Genomic DNA, 15,647 nt, shown 5'->3' on the forward strand with positions numbered 1-15,647 from the left:
GCCATTTGCCTACTTGATTCCTTCGGTTTTTAGCTCATCAATGACTTTTCTCAAAAATCTTCTGGTTTGGTCTATATCCGCAATGGTGAAGTTATCATGATGGCTATCAGCCGAAGATGTCTTGCCTTTAGACCGTATAAGTAATTTTCCACCCTTAATTAAGTATTGATTGGTTTCTTTAAAATTTCTACCGGCGAAGGATTTCGTTTTCTCAAATCCCTCATTTAAATCTAAGAGTTTTTGTAATACATCTTTTGTTAATCTCATTGTTAATATCCTCCTCAAATTCTGATTTTTTTGTTGGTAAAAAATAGTGATACTTCACTATATTCTACTTATGTGAATCCTTCGATATTAAACATAAATTCTATTTAACCTTATAGTAAAGTTACTCTCGTTTTCTATATCACATATAAAATCATTACCACAGACAATTCGCTACCTATACAATTATTATTTCCACCGTGCGAAAGCACTTGCTATTTATACCGAATAAAACACTTTTTGATTTAATAAACCTAGAACAATAAGAAAAGTCCCATGTGAAATTCATTGTTAATTTCCATGCGACTTTATATGTGAATTATATTGTTTGCACCTCAAAAATAGAACCTGTTATACAGAAATAAGTGTCTTTCTTATTTCGAAGGCGTCTGCGCTTTTGTTCAATGTCACATTTCGACTTCCATAGCTGAATCATTATATTCGATGATTTCTACATTCGCCGTCATTTGAATATTTTGCGATGAACCGTTAATGGATTGATCCGAATCATTCAGAAGTTATTGAAAACGTAATGAGTTATATTGAAGAAAATATTGTCAATGATAGATTCGCTAGCTTGCATATTGATCGAGAAGAAAGAGATTTAGGCATGATTAGGCGATGATACATTAAAAGAGGATGAGGCCGAGCAAGACAAGAATGCATTTCAAAAGCTTTTTTCCACAATAAAAGAGTGGTTGGTTCATTTATTGTAGAAAAAGAACCCCTTTAATTTTTTGGGGTCCTATTTGGATTGTAGATTTGCTAATGTTTTTTATTTTTAGGAATTGCTTGTTCGATAAAATTGTCTGCTAGGTCGTGTAATTGTTCTCGTAAAAGGTCACCTTCCATCGGTAAACCATGTCCTGAAAGAAGGGTTTCGGGTTCAAGAGCGGCCAATTTTTTTACAGACTCCTCAGCTTTGACCCAATCAGACGTAAAATAAGCTGGAGGGCCATATACTTTTTGCAAAGGTATGAAAACAGCTACAGCTGATTCGGGTTTTTCTGTTACAATTGCATCGCCAGTAATTAATGTTCGGTCACTTTCACGAAACAGTACAATATGACCAGGACTGTGTCCAGGAGTGTGAATGTATTTCCACTCGTCTAAAAATGGAATTTCGCCGTTCTCAGGAAGCGGTTTGACCCACTTTTTAAAGTTGACTGGCTTCTGCGGGAAAAATGGTGATAATAATGAGAGCGTACCACCACCAACAGTAGGGTCTGCGGGCGGATAGGTATCCTTTCCAGTTACATAGTCAATCTCATCTGAGTGGATATAAATAGGTACGTCCCAATATTTTGCTAATTCCTTTGATGAGCCCACATGATCAAAATGGCCATGGGTAAGTATAATAGCACTTGGAGCTTTGTCGCCGAATCGTTTTTCGACAGCTGCGATAATGCGTTTAGTATAGTGAGCAACCCCGGTGTCAACAAGTAACCAGTTATCTGAATCAGGCTTACCTATCATACATACATTTGCAACGATTGTCCGATAAAATGCAAGGTCGTCAAGTACTTCCTCAGCTACCGCATGGTCCATGTCAAATTCTTCATTAGAGTTATCAATGTCCTTATCCATAAGTTTCATCCGTCTCCTTTTTCACTTAGTTTGCTTTAGATGCGAGCCATTATTCATCGAACAAGTGGATATTTTAGTAGAGGTTTTTTGGGGGAAATTCAAATTAGAACAAATTTTCATCAGGGGGTATTTGGTTGAAATATAAATTTTTAATAATGTTACTACTAGTTACTTTCATTCTGATTGGATGTCAAAGTCCAGAAGACAATACGAGTGAACTAGACTTAAAAAAGAAAACTATTACTCATATTGAAGTTCGGAGTTGGGAAAGTGAAGAGCTAATAACAACTATTGATAACCAAACATTTATTGATGATCTAATCATTCAGATTAGTGATTCAAAACATAGTTCGACAGCTACAATGGACTTCAGGAGCCCTGATTATAAGATGACTTTTATTAATGAACAAGAAATGGTATATCAATTAGGCTACTATCTAAAAGCAATGAACTTAGGCGTTATTGGTCGTTACTGGGATTTTAAACAGGACCAACAAATTGGTGTCACTCAAAAGTTGCCGATTAAAAGTAATAAGTAGAGCGTCATCTTAGTAAAATCTGCTATTTAAACGAATCTGGGCACTTTTATAGTGATGTCTAATACTGGTCGTAATTATACTGCCTAAAGGACGAATGATGTATGTCACAATTATTTAATGCTATGCTAGTGAGTCAATTTCATAATTACAATATCAAGCCATATCCTAACAACATAAGTTGGAATAGGTTCAAGTCCAACTTATGTTGTCAGGATATGGCGGTACATAGGTATTATGAAATTGATTAAGTTATAATGAAAATATAAAAGAACTGGAGGTAACTATTATGGTCAAAAGGAAAAAAGGAATAGAGAGACATGAATCGTTAATATCGTTATCCCATCACCATCACCATGCACTTTTCTTAGCATTAAATTTAAGGAAAGTCGGGACAGAGAAAAGTAAGTATTCACCGGAAGAAGTAAAAGCAGAGTTGCGACAATTTTGGGAGCCTGGTGGACAGCAACATTTTCGTGAGGAAGAAGAAATTTTGTTACCAGTCTATGCACAACATCAATCAATTGAGCAGCCTGAGATTACTGAAATGCTTTTAGAACACGTGAAAATCAGGTCAATGATCATGCAAATCCTTGAAACAGAAAATGAGATAATCCCATTGATGAATGACTTAGGTGTTCAGTTAGATGCGCATATTAGAAAAGAGGAACGTGTAATCTTCCCAATGATAGAAAAAGCACTCCCCGAACACATTTTAAAAAGCTTGGAGCAATACCTTCATAAGGACTAAAGTCCATGGAATCAAGGATATAATAGAAGCTAAAAGCCTTTATCACAGGTACTTAGGATAAACTAGTTGAGAAGCGATTAAAACTTTAGTTTATGATACTAAAGTTGTTTCAGCTAGGTTAAAATGGGGAAACATCAAGAATATCGATTAAACTACTGGGTGATTACATGATTGAAATTATAAAAAATAGTTACGAAGACTTCAAAGCGTCCTATAAGAAATATCTATCCTTTGAATTAATATACATGCTCCTTGCTAGCTTTATCTTTGTACCACTGATCTCACTAATTTTTAATCGAATGTTAAAAATAATGGGGACTGGAACGCTTCTAAACGCAGATGTATATAAGATCGCCTCAAGCTATACAGGAATTATTGGAATGCTTCTTATTAGTTTTTTGGCAGTTGTTATTTTGTATATCGAATTTGGAGTCATGATTATTATTGCTCAAAAGAGATATTTTGATAGAAATATCCTCGTTTCTGAGGCCCTGGTTACAACAATAAGAAAATTACCAAAATTACTTGGTTTTGGGTTTTTACAATTAATTCCTATCTTATTGCTAATTACACCTTTCATTGATTCTTCAACATTACCAGTTTTGTTGGATTTTAATATACCTATTTTTCTAACCAGTGAAGTCTATCAATCCTATTTTTCAATTATCATATATTTATTCGTATTTTTAATCATTGTTTATCTATTTATAAAATGGATATTTACACTTCATTATATTTTTATCGAAGAGAAATCAGTCTGGGATGCAATGAAACTCAGCATGAGAATTACAAGAGATAATAAACTGAAAATATTGCTGAGTCTAAGCTTGTTAAACGTATCTATTTTTGTTGCTGGGTTCCTAGTCATGACAATGATATCTCAAGTAGCGACCATGCTTGATACGAAAGTAATAGGCGATATTATTAGTAATTATTTGATTACTTTTTCGAGTTATATAACGATTATCTTTTCATTACTCTTACTACCAATAAATATTATTATTATTACTAGATTGTTTTACCGGTTTAATACTAATCAAGGGGATTCAGTCGACGATCAGTTATTACTTGAGACTAGTAAAAAGTTAAATGAATTTGAGCATTATGTCACCCGATTTTTCACTAAAAGGAAGAAAGCATTAACAACAATAGTAGTCCTCTTTTTAACTGGAATGTTTCTAATAAATTATACGGTAAATGAAACTATTGTTTATTTAAAATGGGATGTTTCTGTTGCAAGTCATCGGGGCGACTTAAAGAGTGCACCAGAAAATTCGATGAGTAGTATCCGTTCTGCAATCGACAAAGGTGTTGATGCTATAGAAGTAGACGTCCAGATAACAAAGGACGGTGTCATTGTTTTAAACCATGATTATGATTTAGAGCGAATTGCGGGTGTCTCTTCTACTGTCAAGGACATGACTTATGAGGAGGTATCTAAAATAGATATCGGGAGGCTCTATTCAGAGGACTTTATCGGTGAAAAAATCCCGACATTGGATGAAGTGTTAGGGAATCTTAAGCAAGAAGAGACGAAACTGATTATTGATGTAAAGACAGCTGAATCTAGTGTTGAACTTGCCGAAGGGGTAGTAGAATTAATAGAGAAACACGACATGGAGGATGTTTCCTACATTCAGGCATTTGATAATGAGTTACTCCAGGAAATCAGAAACAGAAATAGCGAAATTAAAATTGGACAAATATTGTATTTAGCTGTTGGTAATTTATCGAGTTTGGATGTTGATTTTTATACCATTCGCCAAAGCATGCTGACCGAACGATTTATTGAAAACGCTCGTGAAAACAACCGGGAAGTATGGGTATGGACAGTCAATAGTAAAAGAAATATGAAAGAGGTACTGAAATATGATATTGACGGCATTATAACCGATTACCCTGAAAAAGTTCAAAATGTACTAGGTGTTAATTTTTCTCAACAGAGTCAATCTGATAATTAGCTTGATGAAATTGACTAAACATGAATATTTTTTTATACCATTAGGCGCTTTCTAGTTAGGAAGGCGCCTAATGGTATATTTTTAGAAAAATCGTTATGATACTTGTGATTTAATGTGAAGTTATTAACAGCATAGGTAGTAAAAATAGCAAAAAAGCATGAAAAATTACATTTAAATAATTTCCATATCTTTTCCTCACGGTACATTAATAATGATAAAATAACTTATAGAATCAAAATAGTTCAGGGGGATACTGCGATGAATGAACAGTTTAATAAACCAAAAGGGTTTGGAGAGATACTTGACCATACGTTTCGGTTAGCTAAAAATCATTTTTCTGATTTTTTCATGATTTTGTTAATTCTAATTGGACCGATTTACCTGTTACAAGCACTAACCCAGCTATTGTCCGGAACGAATCTTTTTAGAGAAGTTGGAACTGGAGACAATTGGCTAGATCAGATAATAACAAGCTTTGATCAAGGAGCACCAACGACGAGCATCGGTGCTGATATCGGAATTGTTTTTTTAGGGTTAGCTAGTATCATTTTGTTGCCGGTTGCACAGGTGGCTATATTTTACACAGTCAATCACATTATGAGAAATGAAGAGTACATGGTTGGTTCTGTCATTAAACAAGCGTTTTCTAGATTTTGGCCTATATTCGGAAGTAGTCTTTTAATGGCAGTGATTGCATTTGTGATGATAATTATACCAATTGCTAGTGCATTTTTAGTAGGTTTTGTTAGTTCATTCATTGATCCGATTTTGGGTGTATTTGCTGGAATTATTCTATTTTTAGGCCTAGGTTTAGTTGTTGCACTTTTACTAGTTCGTTGGAGCTTTTACCTAGGTGTCGTTGCTTTTGGCAAAGAGGCGCCTGGTTTATCTAAAAGTTGGAATCTTACCCGTAAACGAACGTGGGTAATAGTAGGGCTTTATCTCATCTTAGCTCTTATTATCGGTAGTATTAGCGCAGCAGTTGAAGTACCTGTTATGCTCATACTTGGTGACAGTGTCTTATATAGCATTATTATTAACGTCGTTTCATTAGTTACAACAATGATTTTTGCTGTAGCTTATGCAGTTATCTTCTTTGACTTGAAACTTAGAGTGGGTGCAGATGATCTAAAGGAAATGATTGAAGATTATAATGAACGAAAATAAATGAATTAACCAAACCAAGGACGTGCTTAGCCTTCTTCTAAGGATCGTGGGGTGAATAAGTAATTGTATAATCAGAATCGAGCAAAAGAGGAACTGAATAAAATTTTGGAACAACCAGAATATCAGGTTTACTATGAGGACAATCGAAGTCTATTTGAAAAGTTGTGGGATCAGGCACAAAGTTGGCTAGCGGATTTACTGGCCAACTGGTTTTCTTCGTTTGAGCCTTCAAGTGGTGTCGCAAACGGAATATTAATTTCGGTTATTGTTGTAGTAGTTGTCTTATTAGTAGGAGCTATTTTTATCGTTGGACGTAACTATCGACGCAAGCAGGATTTTCGAGATAACAAACCACTACAATCGATCAATGAAATAAATTGGTCGTTCAAAAACCATCTAGCAGAAGCAAAGAGACAAGAAGAGTTACAGCAATATTCACTCTCTACACGTCATCTATTTTTAGCTTTACTTCTTTATTTTCATGAAAAAGAATGGCTTGAAGCTAGAATATGGAAAACCAATTGGGAGTATTATGATGAACTCACGAGAGTTAATCAAAGTAGTGCAGAACAATTTTATAATCTAGCACTTATCTTTGATGAAGTAGCCTATGGTGAGCGTACGATGGAGCAGACGGAGCTAGTCCAATACAAAAATGAAGTAATGAACTGGTTGGAAGAAACTGAATACAGTAATCATTCCTAGTAAGGATAAGGATAGGCGGAAAGGTGGAATGAGTAGGCATTGGAAAAATCAAATTCGAATAAAAGGACATGGCTTTGGCTTCTAAGTATTCTTCTAGTGTTTATAATGATAAGTTTCTTCATCACATCGCCAGAGCCAGAGGATTATCCAGATTATGTTACAGATTCTCCGTCTCCAACCGGTGTAAAGGGACTCTATACTTATTTAGAGGATGCTGACAGGTGGTCCTATCGACCACAGCTTTTGCCAGATCAAGACGATAATCAATTATTAATTATTGTTCAACCTTTTTTTATACCTGAAACAGAAGAGATGGAAGCATATCGGTCATTTATGGAATCTGGAAACACGATTTTGTTATTGCAAAACAATCCTAGTGGGATGTTTGACCTTGAAACAACATACATAGAAGAGGAAGCACCGGTTCATGTCTATCATCAAAATGAAGAGAAATTTCGCGCTGATGTAGCTTCTTCTGTACGATTAGAAACAGAGGAACAAGATGAGGTATTGATCTACGATGACCTAGGTACAATTGCGTTAAAGCGTGACTATGGGAATGGCGAATTAATTGTTTCAGGCACACCAGAATGGGTGACTAATGAAGAACTTCTAAATAACGATCACTTGCCTCTCGTCTTGTCGCTTATTGAAAAAGGGAGTCCAACTGGAACGAACATATCCTTTGATGACTATAGTCACGGTGCAGAAAATGCTTCGACTCTATTAACTATTTATCCAAAATGGGTATTGGTATTGGCTGTTCAACTACTTGTTTTTCTCAGTATCTGGCTGTGGTATCAAGGAAAGCGATTTGGTCCGATTGTTGTCGCAAGAGAGGAAACTGTTCGATTTAGTGATGAGCGAATCACCGCGTTAGCTGCTTGGTATCATAGGAGTCGAAGCTATCATGAATCATTAGTTACTCAAGCAGATTATTTGAAGTATATGATGCAGGAACACCTTGGAATACCTTATTATAAAGAATGGCGACACCTTAGTGAACAAATAGGTAATAAGCTTCCTCATTTACCAACTGCGGAAATTAGCTATTTCTTAGATGGATTAACTGATTTGTTAGAAAAAGAAAAAATAAGTAGACAGGAATATATTCTATGGTCAAAAAAAATAGATCGATTCAGGAAAGAGGTGGATAGGGATGAGGAACGAACTAACATCCTTACTAAATAAGTATGAGCAACGTATTATTGGTCAAAATACTAATCTTAAACTCCTACTATCTGCTATTTTAGCTGGTGGACACGTCTTAATAGAAGGAGTGCCAGGCACCGGGAAGACTCAAATGGTGCGGACACTCGCTACACTGTTAGGTGGAAAATTTAATCGAATACAGTTCACACCAGATTTACTGCCCAGCGACATTACTGGAAGTACGATTTATAATATGAAAGATAGTTCATTTCAAACGTTAAAGGGACCTATCTTCACAAATATTTTGTTAGCAGATGAAATCAATCGTACTCCTGCAAAGACACAAGCAGCATTACTCGAGGCGATGGAAGAAAAGCAGGTAACCATTCAAGGGGAAACGTACCTGTTATCCGATGTCTTTTTTGTTGTAGCAACACAAAACCCAATTGAGTTTGAAGGTACTTATCCATTGCCTGAGGCGCAACAGGACAGGTTTTTATTTAAAATTCAAATTGATTTTCCTTCTCAAGAAGAAGAAACAAAAGTTTTAAAACAAGTGTTAGAAACTAGTAACGAATCTACGGACGAAGACAAAATAATGGATATAGAAACATTTCTTGCAATTAGAAATGAAATAGAGCAAGTAACCTTAAGCGATGAGGTGATGCACTATATTATGAAAATTGTTAGAAGAACAAGAGAATCTGAAGCCATTCGCTTTGGAGCAAGTACCAGAGCTGCCATCTCTATCGGCAGGTCTGCACGAGCATGGGCATATATTACAGGTAGAGATTATGTAACACCTGATGACATCAAAATGGTAGCACGACCGGGGTTAAGACATCGCATTCAATTATCCCCACATGTAGAATTGGAGGGAGCGACCGTTGATCAAATTATTCAAGAGCTTGTGGGGTCGATTCCTGTTCCAAGGTAGGGGCATTCTACCAACCAAGCGTTTACTTGTTAGTTTTGTGATTTTTTCCAGCGGAATATCATTGTCTACTATTTGGGGAATTTCGTGGACGTTTGTGATTCTAGCAAACATCCTGTTCTTCTTAGCTAGTTTAGTAGACTTATTACAATCACCTAAGAAAAAGGAGCTATCATTTAAACGTGCTATTCCCGAAGAAATGGAAAGGCGATTAACTTATTCGGTTAAAATTGAAATGAAAAATAGCTCTGTACATGCAAGTAGATTTCAATTTGTCGATGGTATTCCGCAATCATTTCACAAAAACTTCCCTGTCAAAGGTTGGGCCAGAAACCAATCAACGACCGTAGTCACATATGACGTGGAGGCACCTGTACGCGGTAAGTATCGCATCGATAAACTTTATGTCCGCTATAGTAGTTTGCTTCATTTGTGGGAAAAGCAGACAACTGTGGTGCTTGAGGATGTCGTCAAGGTCATTCCGGATCTAACAGAAACGAAGCATTATTTAGAGAATGCTCAACGTTTTTTGATGGCTGAAGGGGTAAAGGTACGTAAACACAAGAGCGGCGTGGGAGAATTCACCAAAGTTAGGAGCTATGTTGTTGGTGATGATCCCAGGAAAATCAACTGGCGTCAAACTGCAAAGTTACAAGAGGTTATGACGAATGAGTACGAACCAGAACACGGGAAGTATATTACCATTTTAATTGACTGCGGGAGAATGATGGGTGCTGAATTAAAAAAAGGTAACCGTTTAGAAAAAGTATTAGAAGCAGCCATCACAGTCGCGGCCGCGGCATTAAAAAAAGGAGATTATGTATCGGTTCTAGCTTTTTCAAAGGATGTAAAGTTTTTTGTACCAGCTGCAAAAGGAACGGGACACCTACAGAAAATTCTTCAAGCGTTATATGATGTAGAAGTGGATGCAAATGAGTCTAATTATGCAGCTGTTTTTAACTATTTACAAACAGTTCAAAATAAAAGAAGCCTGTTAGTATTGTTTAGCGATATAGGTACGTTTCTTCATGAAGAAAGTGGACTTGTCTATGTGAAAAGGTTAAGACAAAAGCATTTATTTTTAATGATAGGAATGGAAGATGAGACGATGTCAACTACTGCAAAAATAGAACCCATTAACTCACAAAAAGCAATGGTGAAAAGCATCGCACAACAGCAAATTAGGTTAAAAAATAAAGAAAAGAATAGATGGGAAAGACAAGGGTTACAAATGGTTGAGGTAAAGGAGGAACGACTGGCAACTGCAGCCGTTTCCTATTACATTGATATTATGAACCGGGGCTTGCTATAGATTGATTTTTCCTAAGGTACTGGTTGCCGACTATAAGATAGACTATTAAACCAACTACAGTGATTATAGCAACAAGATATTTCATTTCGAGTGTTAGAGATGCTGGCGTGATAAAGCCTTCAATAACACCAGCAATGATAAACAATGGAATTGTTCCAAGTAATAGTTGAATGGAGCGCTTTGCTTGCACCTTTAACTGGTAACCTCTCGAAAACTGACCTGGAACAAATAGCTTATAGCCCATCAATAACCCAGCGCCACCAGCGATGAATATTGCTGTAAGCTCAATCATTCCATGAGGGACGATATAAGCCCAAAATTCATAAGATTTTCCGGAATTCCAAAATAAGGCTGCCAGAGCACCAACCATGATACCGTTGTAAATCATCAAGTAAACGGTCAAAATTCCAAATGTAACGCCTCCTGCAAAGGCCAGGATTGCGACTTGAATATTGTTCGTCATAATATAAGCTGACATAAACGAGGAATCAACCGATTCGTTATTAGACCCTAATTGATCCGGGTCCACGCCTTGAGCCATCTCGGTTGGAATCACGGAATAAAGGTGGATTGGATCATTTACGACAGATATAAAACTAGCTAAACCCCCAGCTGCAAATAAAAGCATGGCGACAAGGACAAACTTCCATTGTTCCATAAGCAATCCAATGAATTTTGTGCTAAAGAAATGCCGGAGTTGTTTCATGCTAGATAATTGATCTTTATATAAAAGGTTATGCGATTTAGAAACGATACCGTTTAAATAAGCTGTTACATCTTCTCCCTGAAAGTATGTTTGACTGTATGATAAATGTTGGGCTGCTTTTTGGTAGAGTCGATGAAATTGATCAATTTCATAGGCTGTAAGTTTTCTTCTTTTTTTATGTAGTTTTGTGACCAGTTGTTCAAGCTCTTTCCAATCATCACGGTGTTGCTTCACAAACTGTTTGACATTCATTTTAACACCTCATTAAGTTGACTTCGAATTAGCCTTTTTGATTTTTAGATGATAAGACCCGTTTCAGGGGGCTAGGGGCTAAAGCAAGAATGAAGCCTCACCATATATTATAAATAGTTTGTAATAGAATAGAAACCGATATCCCAATATTTAACGAAGAAAGTGGGTTTTTGCTATTAATCAAAATCATGTCGATATTAAAACACCTGAATTCGTTTCTTTACAATTCCAAGTAGCTGGCCTAGGGAGTAGGGCAGCAGCATTGATTATTGACCAAATTATCCTAACTATAACTAGTATTTTAGTTGTTGTAGCCATGTTTTTTGTTGAATTTGGACAGTTAAGTATGTTGTATATCCCAGAGCTGTCATCACTACCTATTGCAATTACAATAATTCTGCTGTTTATTATCAATTGGGGTTACTTTTTTATCGTGGAGTATTTTTCAGGAGGAAGGACAATTGGCAAAAGGTTTATGGGGGTAAGAGTTATTCAAGATAACGGTCATAGTTTGACACTGCTTTCTAGTCTCATTCGTAACCTACTTCGGATTATTGATTCATTACCATCCGGTTATTTGCTTGGAATCATAATGATTTTCTTTCACTCTAAACATAAACGACTAGGCGATCTTGTTGCAGGTACGATTGTGATTCATGAAAGAAAAGAAAAAAAGAAAAATAAATCAACTGCTATTGAAAAGGAAATAGCAGCGCGAGGACTTACTAAGGACGATTTAGTTATAGATGAATGGACATTGAAAACAATTGGAATGAAAGAATGGAATCTGTTGAAAACGTATAGCAATCGCTTATTACAATTACCGGTAATAGAAAGAAAAGAACTAACGAAGGAAATGGCAAGGATCCTATATCCGAAAATCGGGTTAGAAATCGATAACAAGAGTAATCGTGATTTAGAAAACACACTTCTTATTCTTTATTTACTATTAAAAGAGGAATGGGAGTTTGAATTATAACTTTAACCTAAAACTACAAATAAAGTTAATTCTATTAGGGGGATACGATTGGAGATAAATAATATTTTAATAACAGGAAATCTTGCTAACGATATAAAAAAAGTGATTGATCCAGAACAGTATCCACAAACCTTTAGATTTATTGAAGAAAAAAGTGTTACTTCCAAAGACTTACAATGGGCTGATGGTTATGTTGCATTTAAGCCAACAACAAATTTTGAGTTCTTTGATATTAAATGGGTTCATTCATTAGGAGCGGGCGTCGATGGTTTTTTGTTCGGAAATAAGTGGAAAGAAGATGTATTATTAACAAGAACGATTTGTTCATTCGGCCAACGTATCAGTCAATATTGCTTAAGTTATTATCTTAAGGATTTACAGGAACATGATTCTTTTCGTGAAAAAGAAAGTCATAAACAATGGCAACCAGTTACACCTAAACTGATCAAAAATCAAAAAGCGCTCGTATATGGAACAGGTGAGATTGGCCAGGAAATAGCTAAATTATTCTCATCTTTAGGGATCGAGGTATATGGCGTCTCTTTAAGCGGCAGTCAAAAACCACACTTCAGCAAGGTGTATTCCATTTCAACCGAAACTGAAATTTTATCTGAGGTTGACGTTGTTATAAATACACTTCCATTAACAAAAGAAACGGATAAGCTGTTTGGGAAGGATCTATTCAATTATATGAATCATGCTATCTTTATAAATGTGGGTAGAGGAAGTTCTGTAGTTGAATCCGATTTAATTGATGCTTTGCAAAACAATACGATTAGATTAGCAGTATTGGATGTATTCAAGGAGGAGCCGTTACCAGTTGATCATAGATTTTGGGAATTAGAAAATGTACGGATTACACCACACATATCCGCAGTAACGACAGTGGAAGAAGCTGTTGACTGCTTCTTGGAAACTTTGAATAAACTAAAAGATAAAAGTGTATTAAAAAATAAGGTTGATACGTCTTTGGGGTACTAAGAGTACCGCAAAGACTTTTTTGAACTAATACTGTATTTTTCATAAAGAAATACAGTGATGGGTTTATTAACGGTTAAAAAAAGTTATAGTTATATAGGCAGTGTTTGAATTAACTGAAAAATAACCTTTAAAAAGTTTAACAGACTTTTCAAAGCTGAGGAGGTTCGATATGTCTAGTGTTATTCTGTTTGATGGAATGTGCAATCTTTGTAACGGCAGCGTGCAGTTTATTATAAACCGTGATCCAAGTGGCCATTTTAAATTCGCATCCCTACAAAGTGAAATAGGGAAGCAACTAGTAAATAAGCATGGCATTCCAGAAACGATTGACAGCTTTATTGTAATAGAAAATGGGAAAGTTTATTATAAATCGAGCGCCGCGCTTCGGGTAAGTAGAAACTTAAAAGGACTTTGGAAGCTTGCTAGTGTGTTTCGGTTAATTCCTAGACCATTAAGAGATGCAATTTACCGAATTGTAGCAAGGAATCGGTATAAGTGGTTTGGGAAAAGAGACGAGTGCATGATACCTACTCCAAAGAATAAAAAGAGATTTTTAGAATGATGCAAATGGAATAAGGTTTTTAACCAAAGGTCTGCCAAGAACGTCTGCTATGGTTAATTGCTATCTATTTGCCAAAGAAATGCGGCAATTTGTTTATCAACACCGAGGTGTTCGTGTAAACCAGAGTGTGTGGCTGTTTTGTCATAAAATATCTTCTGATTGTATTTATTGGCAGGTACGATATCCTGAATGCCGAGTGCGCTGGCCAAACTAACAAGACCGTCTGAGTTAGACTTGTCAATCACTCCTGCGATAGCAAGAACATCAATGTGGTCCCCAAAGTTCCCTTTTTGCTCGATAAGATTTAAAAGGGAATGAGATTCTGATCTTAAATCAATGGTTGCCGCTCCATAGTTGACTGAGAAATAGTGGTCATTATCAATTCCTTTAAAGGGACTTCCAATAACAACAAGCTTTTCTACACGTGGAAAAGGGATGACGCTATTTGTTACTAATAAGTTAGCTGAAGCTAACCCACCCATCGAATGTCCAACTAAATTAACTTGCTTGATACCATAGGTCTGATAAAGCTTAGTCATTACTTTCTGCAACCAAATCGTCTGATTTTCAATACTTGATCGTTTGTTTTCAAATATTACTTGAATAAATGGATTTTGCTCATCCCCAAGTGCGCCTCTAGCAGAAATTTGCCCATTGTTAGAAATTCGGAAAACCATTCTTTTCGAACCCCACTGATTTCGCTCAAACCTTTTTATCATGGAGTTGAAAGAACTTGCCCCACCTTTATATCCGTGTATGAACAGTGTAGGTGTGATGTCTGTCATGTCTTTTGAATTAATTGGTTTGGAATATAAAAAAAGTAAGGAACTACTTAACATAACGAAAGTAAGAAGTAAAATTAGTGATTTGAACTTTTTATAAAATAGATTCATGCTTGTCACCCTAAGTGTTTTTTTATGAAAAATTGATTATCATTATTAAAATGACTAATGCAAATTCATCTGGAATTTATTTTACTATATTCAATTAAAAATACTACCAGTTAATTGTAACTTTTTCTAAATTTAGTTATTAAAAAATCCTATAATGATGTTAACTGGTTCTGTTACCTATCGCAAACATTAAAATTACAATATAAAATGACCACCAAATTGTATGCTAATTTGTTGGTCATTTTTTGTTTGTCTAACAGCATTTTATTTATAATATACATTAAAATTGTGTAATTTGTACCTCTATTTGTTAGATCCAATAGCCAGTGAATATCTACATTTTGACCTACAAATTCGTATGCAAATTAAAATACATGAATTGTAATTAAATTGGGAATTGGTTAGTTTTTGCAAGGTATTCAGAACATTTATGTTAAAATAAATATAGATATTGTGAACGATTACACTTAAAGTAAAGACGCAGGTTTGTTAATTTAGAAATGAAATATAAAGATAAAAGGGAGGTAAGAGAAATGACAAGTACAACAAGGTAAGTGCAAGAGCCATCTGATGTTCAACAAACGGGGGATATTGTTGTATTAATAAATGAAAAAATTTAAGCAAAAAGGATGATTATTTATGCTATGGATTGCAACACAAGATGATAAAAGTTTGATAAACGCGAAAGAGATTACTGTAGACGGGAAGAAAATAGAAGGAGTAATGGGTAGTGTTTCTATGGCTCATTGGAGTAAAAATTTAGGTAAGTACGAATCAAATGAAAGAGCAATAGAAATTCTTAATGAAATATTTGTTAAAATTGAAGAAAGTAATGGCTTTTCTGTGACATACACTATGCCTGAAAAATAATAGCAGAGCAAATTGTTCAACAAACAGGTGCGATT

General features: G+C 35.5%; 16 protein-coding genes. 12 read left to right on the plus strand and 4 right to left on the minus strand.

Annotated features, from left to right (window positions below; genetic code table 11):
• Positions 1-9: 9 nt before the first annotated feature.
• Positions 10-267 (minus strand): hypothetical protein, encoded by a 258-nt coding sequence (locus LD272_RS11950; RefSeq protein WP_226036836.1) that lies wholly within the window; start codon positions 265-267, stop codon positions 10-12.
• A 762-nt stretch (positions 268-1,029) separates the two neighbouring features.
• Complete coding sequence (locus LD272_RS11955; protein ID WP_226036837.1) at positions 1,030-1,851, minus strand: MBL fold metallo-hydrolase; 822 nt, start codon at positions 1,849-1,851, stop codon at positions 1,030-1,032.
• 134 nt (positions 1,852-1,985) lie between these two features.
• Here LD272_RS11955 and LD272_RS11960 point away from each other — a divergent pair, with 134 nt between their 5' ends.
• From LD272_RS11960 to LD272_RS11995, 8 genes are all read left to right on the plus strand, one after another.
• On the plus strand, positions 1,986-2,390 hold the full coding sequence (locus tag LD272_RS11960) for a hypothetical protein (protein ID WP_226036838.1): 405 nt from the start codon (positions 1,986-1,988) through the stop codon (positions 2,388-2,390).
• Between the two features lie 286 nt (positions 2,391-2,676).
• Positions 2,677-3,138, plus strand: coding sequence for a hemerythrin domain-containing protein (locus tag LD272_RS11965; protein ID WP_226036839.1), 462 nt, complete (start codon positions 2,677-2,679; stop codon positions 3,136-3,138).
• Between the two features lie 167 nt (positions 3,139-3,305).
• Positions 3,306-5,099 (plus strand): glycerophosphoryl diester phosphodiesterase membrane domain-containing protein, encoded by a 1,794-nt coding sequence (locus LD272_RS11970; RefSeq protein WP_226036840.1) that lies wholly within the window; start codon positions 3,306-3,308, stop codon positions 5,097-5,099.
• 258 nt (positions 5,100-5,357) lie between these two features.
• Positions 5,358-6,266 carry a hypothetical protein gene (locus LD272_RS11975; RefSeq protein WP_226036841.1) on the plus strand — a complete coding sequence of 303 codons (909 nt, stop codon included), beginning with the start codon at positions 5,358-5,360 and terminating at the stop codon, positions 6,264-6,266.
• A 63-nt stretch (positions 6,267-6,329) separates the two neighbouring features.
• Positions 6,330-6,971, plus strand: a complete 642-nt coding sequence (locus tag LD272_RS11980; RefSeq protein ID WP_226036842.1) for a DUF4129 domain-containing protein — start codon at positions 6,330-6,332, stop codon at positions 6,969-6,971.
• A gap of 39 nt (positions 6,972-7,010) precedes the next feature.
• Positions 7,011-8,162, plus strand: a complete 1,152-nt coding sequence (locus LD272_RS11985) for a DUF4350 domain-containing protein (RefSeq protein WP_226036843.1) — start codon at positions 7,011-7,013, stop codon at positions 8,160-8,162.
• A complete protein-coding gene (locus LD272_RS11990) occupies positions 8,131-9,060 on the plus strand; it encodes an AAA family ATPase (RefSeq protein WP_226036844.1) in 930 nt (309 codons plus the stop codon). Before LD272_RS11985 ends, LD272_RS11990 begins: the two co-directional genes overlap by 32 nt.
• Positions 9,011-10,369: a DUF58 domain-containing protein gene (locus LD272_RS11995; RefSeq protein ID WP_226036845.1), complete on the plus strand. Its 1,359-nt coding sequence runs from the start codon at positions 9,011-9,013 to the stop codon at positions 10,367-10,369. Before LD272_RS11990 ends, LD272_RS11995 begins: the two co-directional genes overlap by 50 nt.
• Here LD272_RS11995 and LD272_RS12000 read toward each other — a convergent pair.
• Positions 10,347-11,327, minus strand: a complete 981-nt coding sequence (locus LD272_RS12000) for a stage II sporulation protein M (protein WP_226036846.1) — start codon at positions 11,325-11,327, stop codon at positions 10,347-10,349. The two genes, LD272_RS11995 and LD272_RS12000, sit on opposite strands and share 23 nt — an antisense overlap.
• Positions 11,328-11,502: 175 nt before the next feature.
• On the opposite strand from LD272_RS12000, the gene LD272_RS12005 reads away from it, so the two are divergent.
• From LD272_RS12005 to LD272_RS12015, 3 genes are all read left to right on the plus strand, one after another.
• Entirely contained in the window at positions 11,503-12,306 is an 804-nt protein-coding gene (locus LD272_RS12005; protein ID WP_226036895.1) for an RDD family protein, read from the plus strand.
• A 48-nt stretch (positions 12,307-12,354) separates the two neighbouring features.
• Positions 12,355-13,287: a D-2-hydroxyacid dehydrogenase gene (locus LD272_RS12010; RefSeq protein ID WP_226036847.1), complete on the plus strand. Its 933-nt coding sequence runs from the start codon at positions 12,355-12,357 to the stop codon at positions 13,285-13,287.
• A gap of 169 nt (positions 13,288-13,456) precedes the next feature.
• Complete coding sequence (locus LD272_RS12015) at positions 13,457-13,849, plus strand: thiol-disulfide oxidoreductase DCC family protein (protein ID WP_226036848.1); 393 nt, start codon at positions 13,457-13,459, stop codon at positions 13,847-13,849.
• A 53-nt stretch (positions 13,850-13,902) separates the two neighbouring features.
• Here LD272_RS12015 and LD272_RS12020 read toward each other — a convergent pair whose 3' ends face one another.
• On the minus strand, positions 13,903-14,742 hold the full coding sequence (locus LD272_RS12020) for an alpha/beta fold hydrolase (protein ID WP_226036849.1): 840 nt from the start codon (positions 14,740-14,742) through the stop codon (positions 13,903-13,905).
• Between the two features lie 639 nt (positions 14,743-15,381).
• On the opposite strand from LD272_RS12020, the gene LD272_RS12025 reads away from it, so the two are divergent.
• Positions 15,382-15,612 carry a hypothetical protein gene (locus LD272_RS12025; protein WP_226036850.1) on the plus strand — a complete coding sequence of 77 codons (231 nt, stop codon included), beginning with the start codon at positions 15,382-15,384 and terminating at the stop codon, positions 15,610-15,612.
• The last annotated feature ends 35 nt before the right edge of the window (positions 15,613-15,647 follow it).

The sequence above is a fragment of the Aquibacillus saliphilus genome, from assembly GCF_020404745.1.
In the GTDB taxonomy this organism is placed as follows: Bacteria; Bacillota; Bacilli; order Bacillales; family Amphibacillaceae; genus Aquibacillus; species Aquibacillus saliphilus.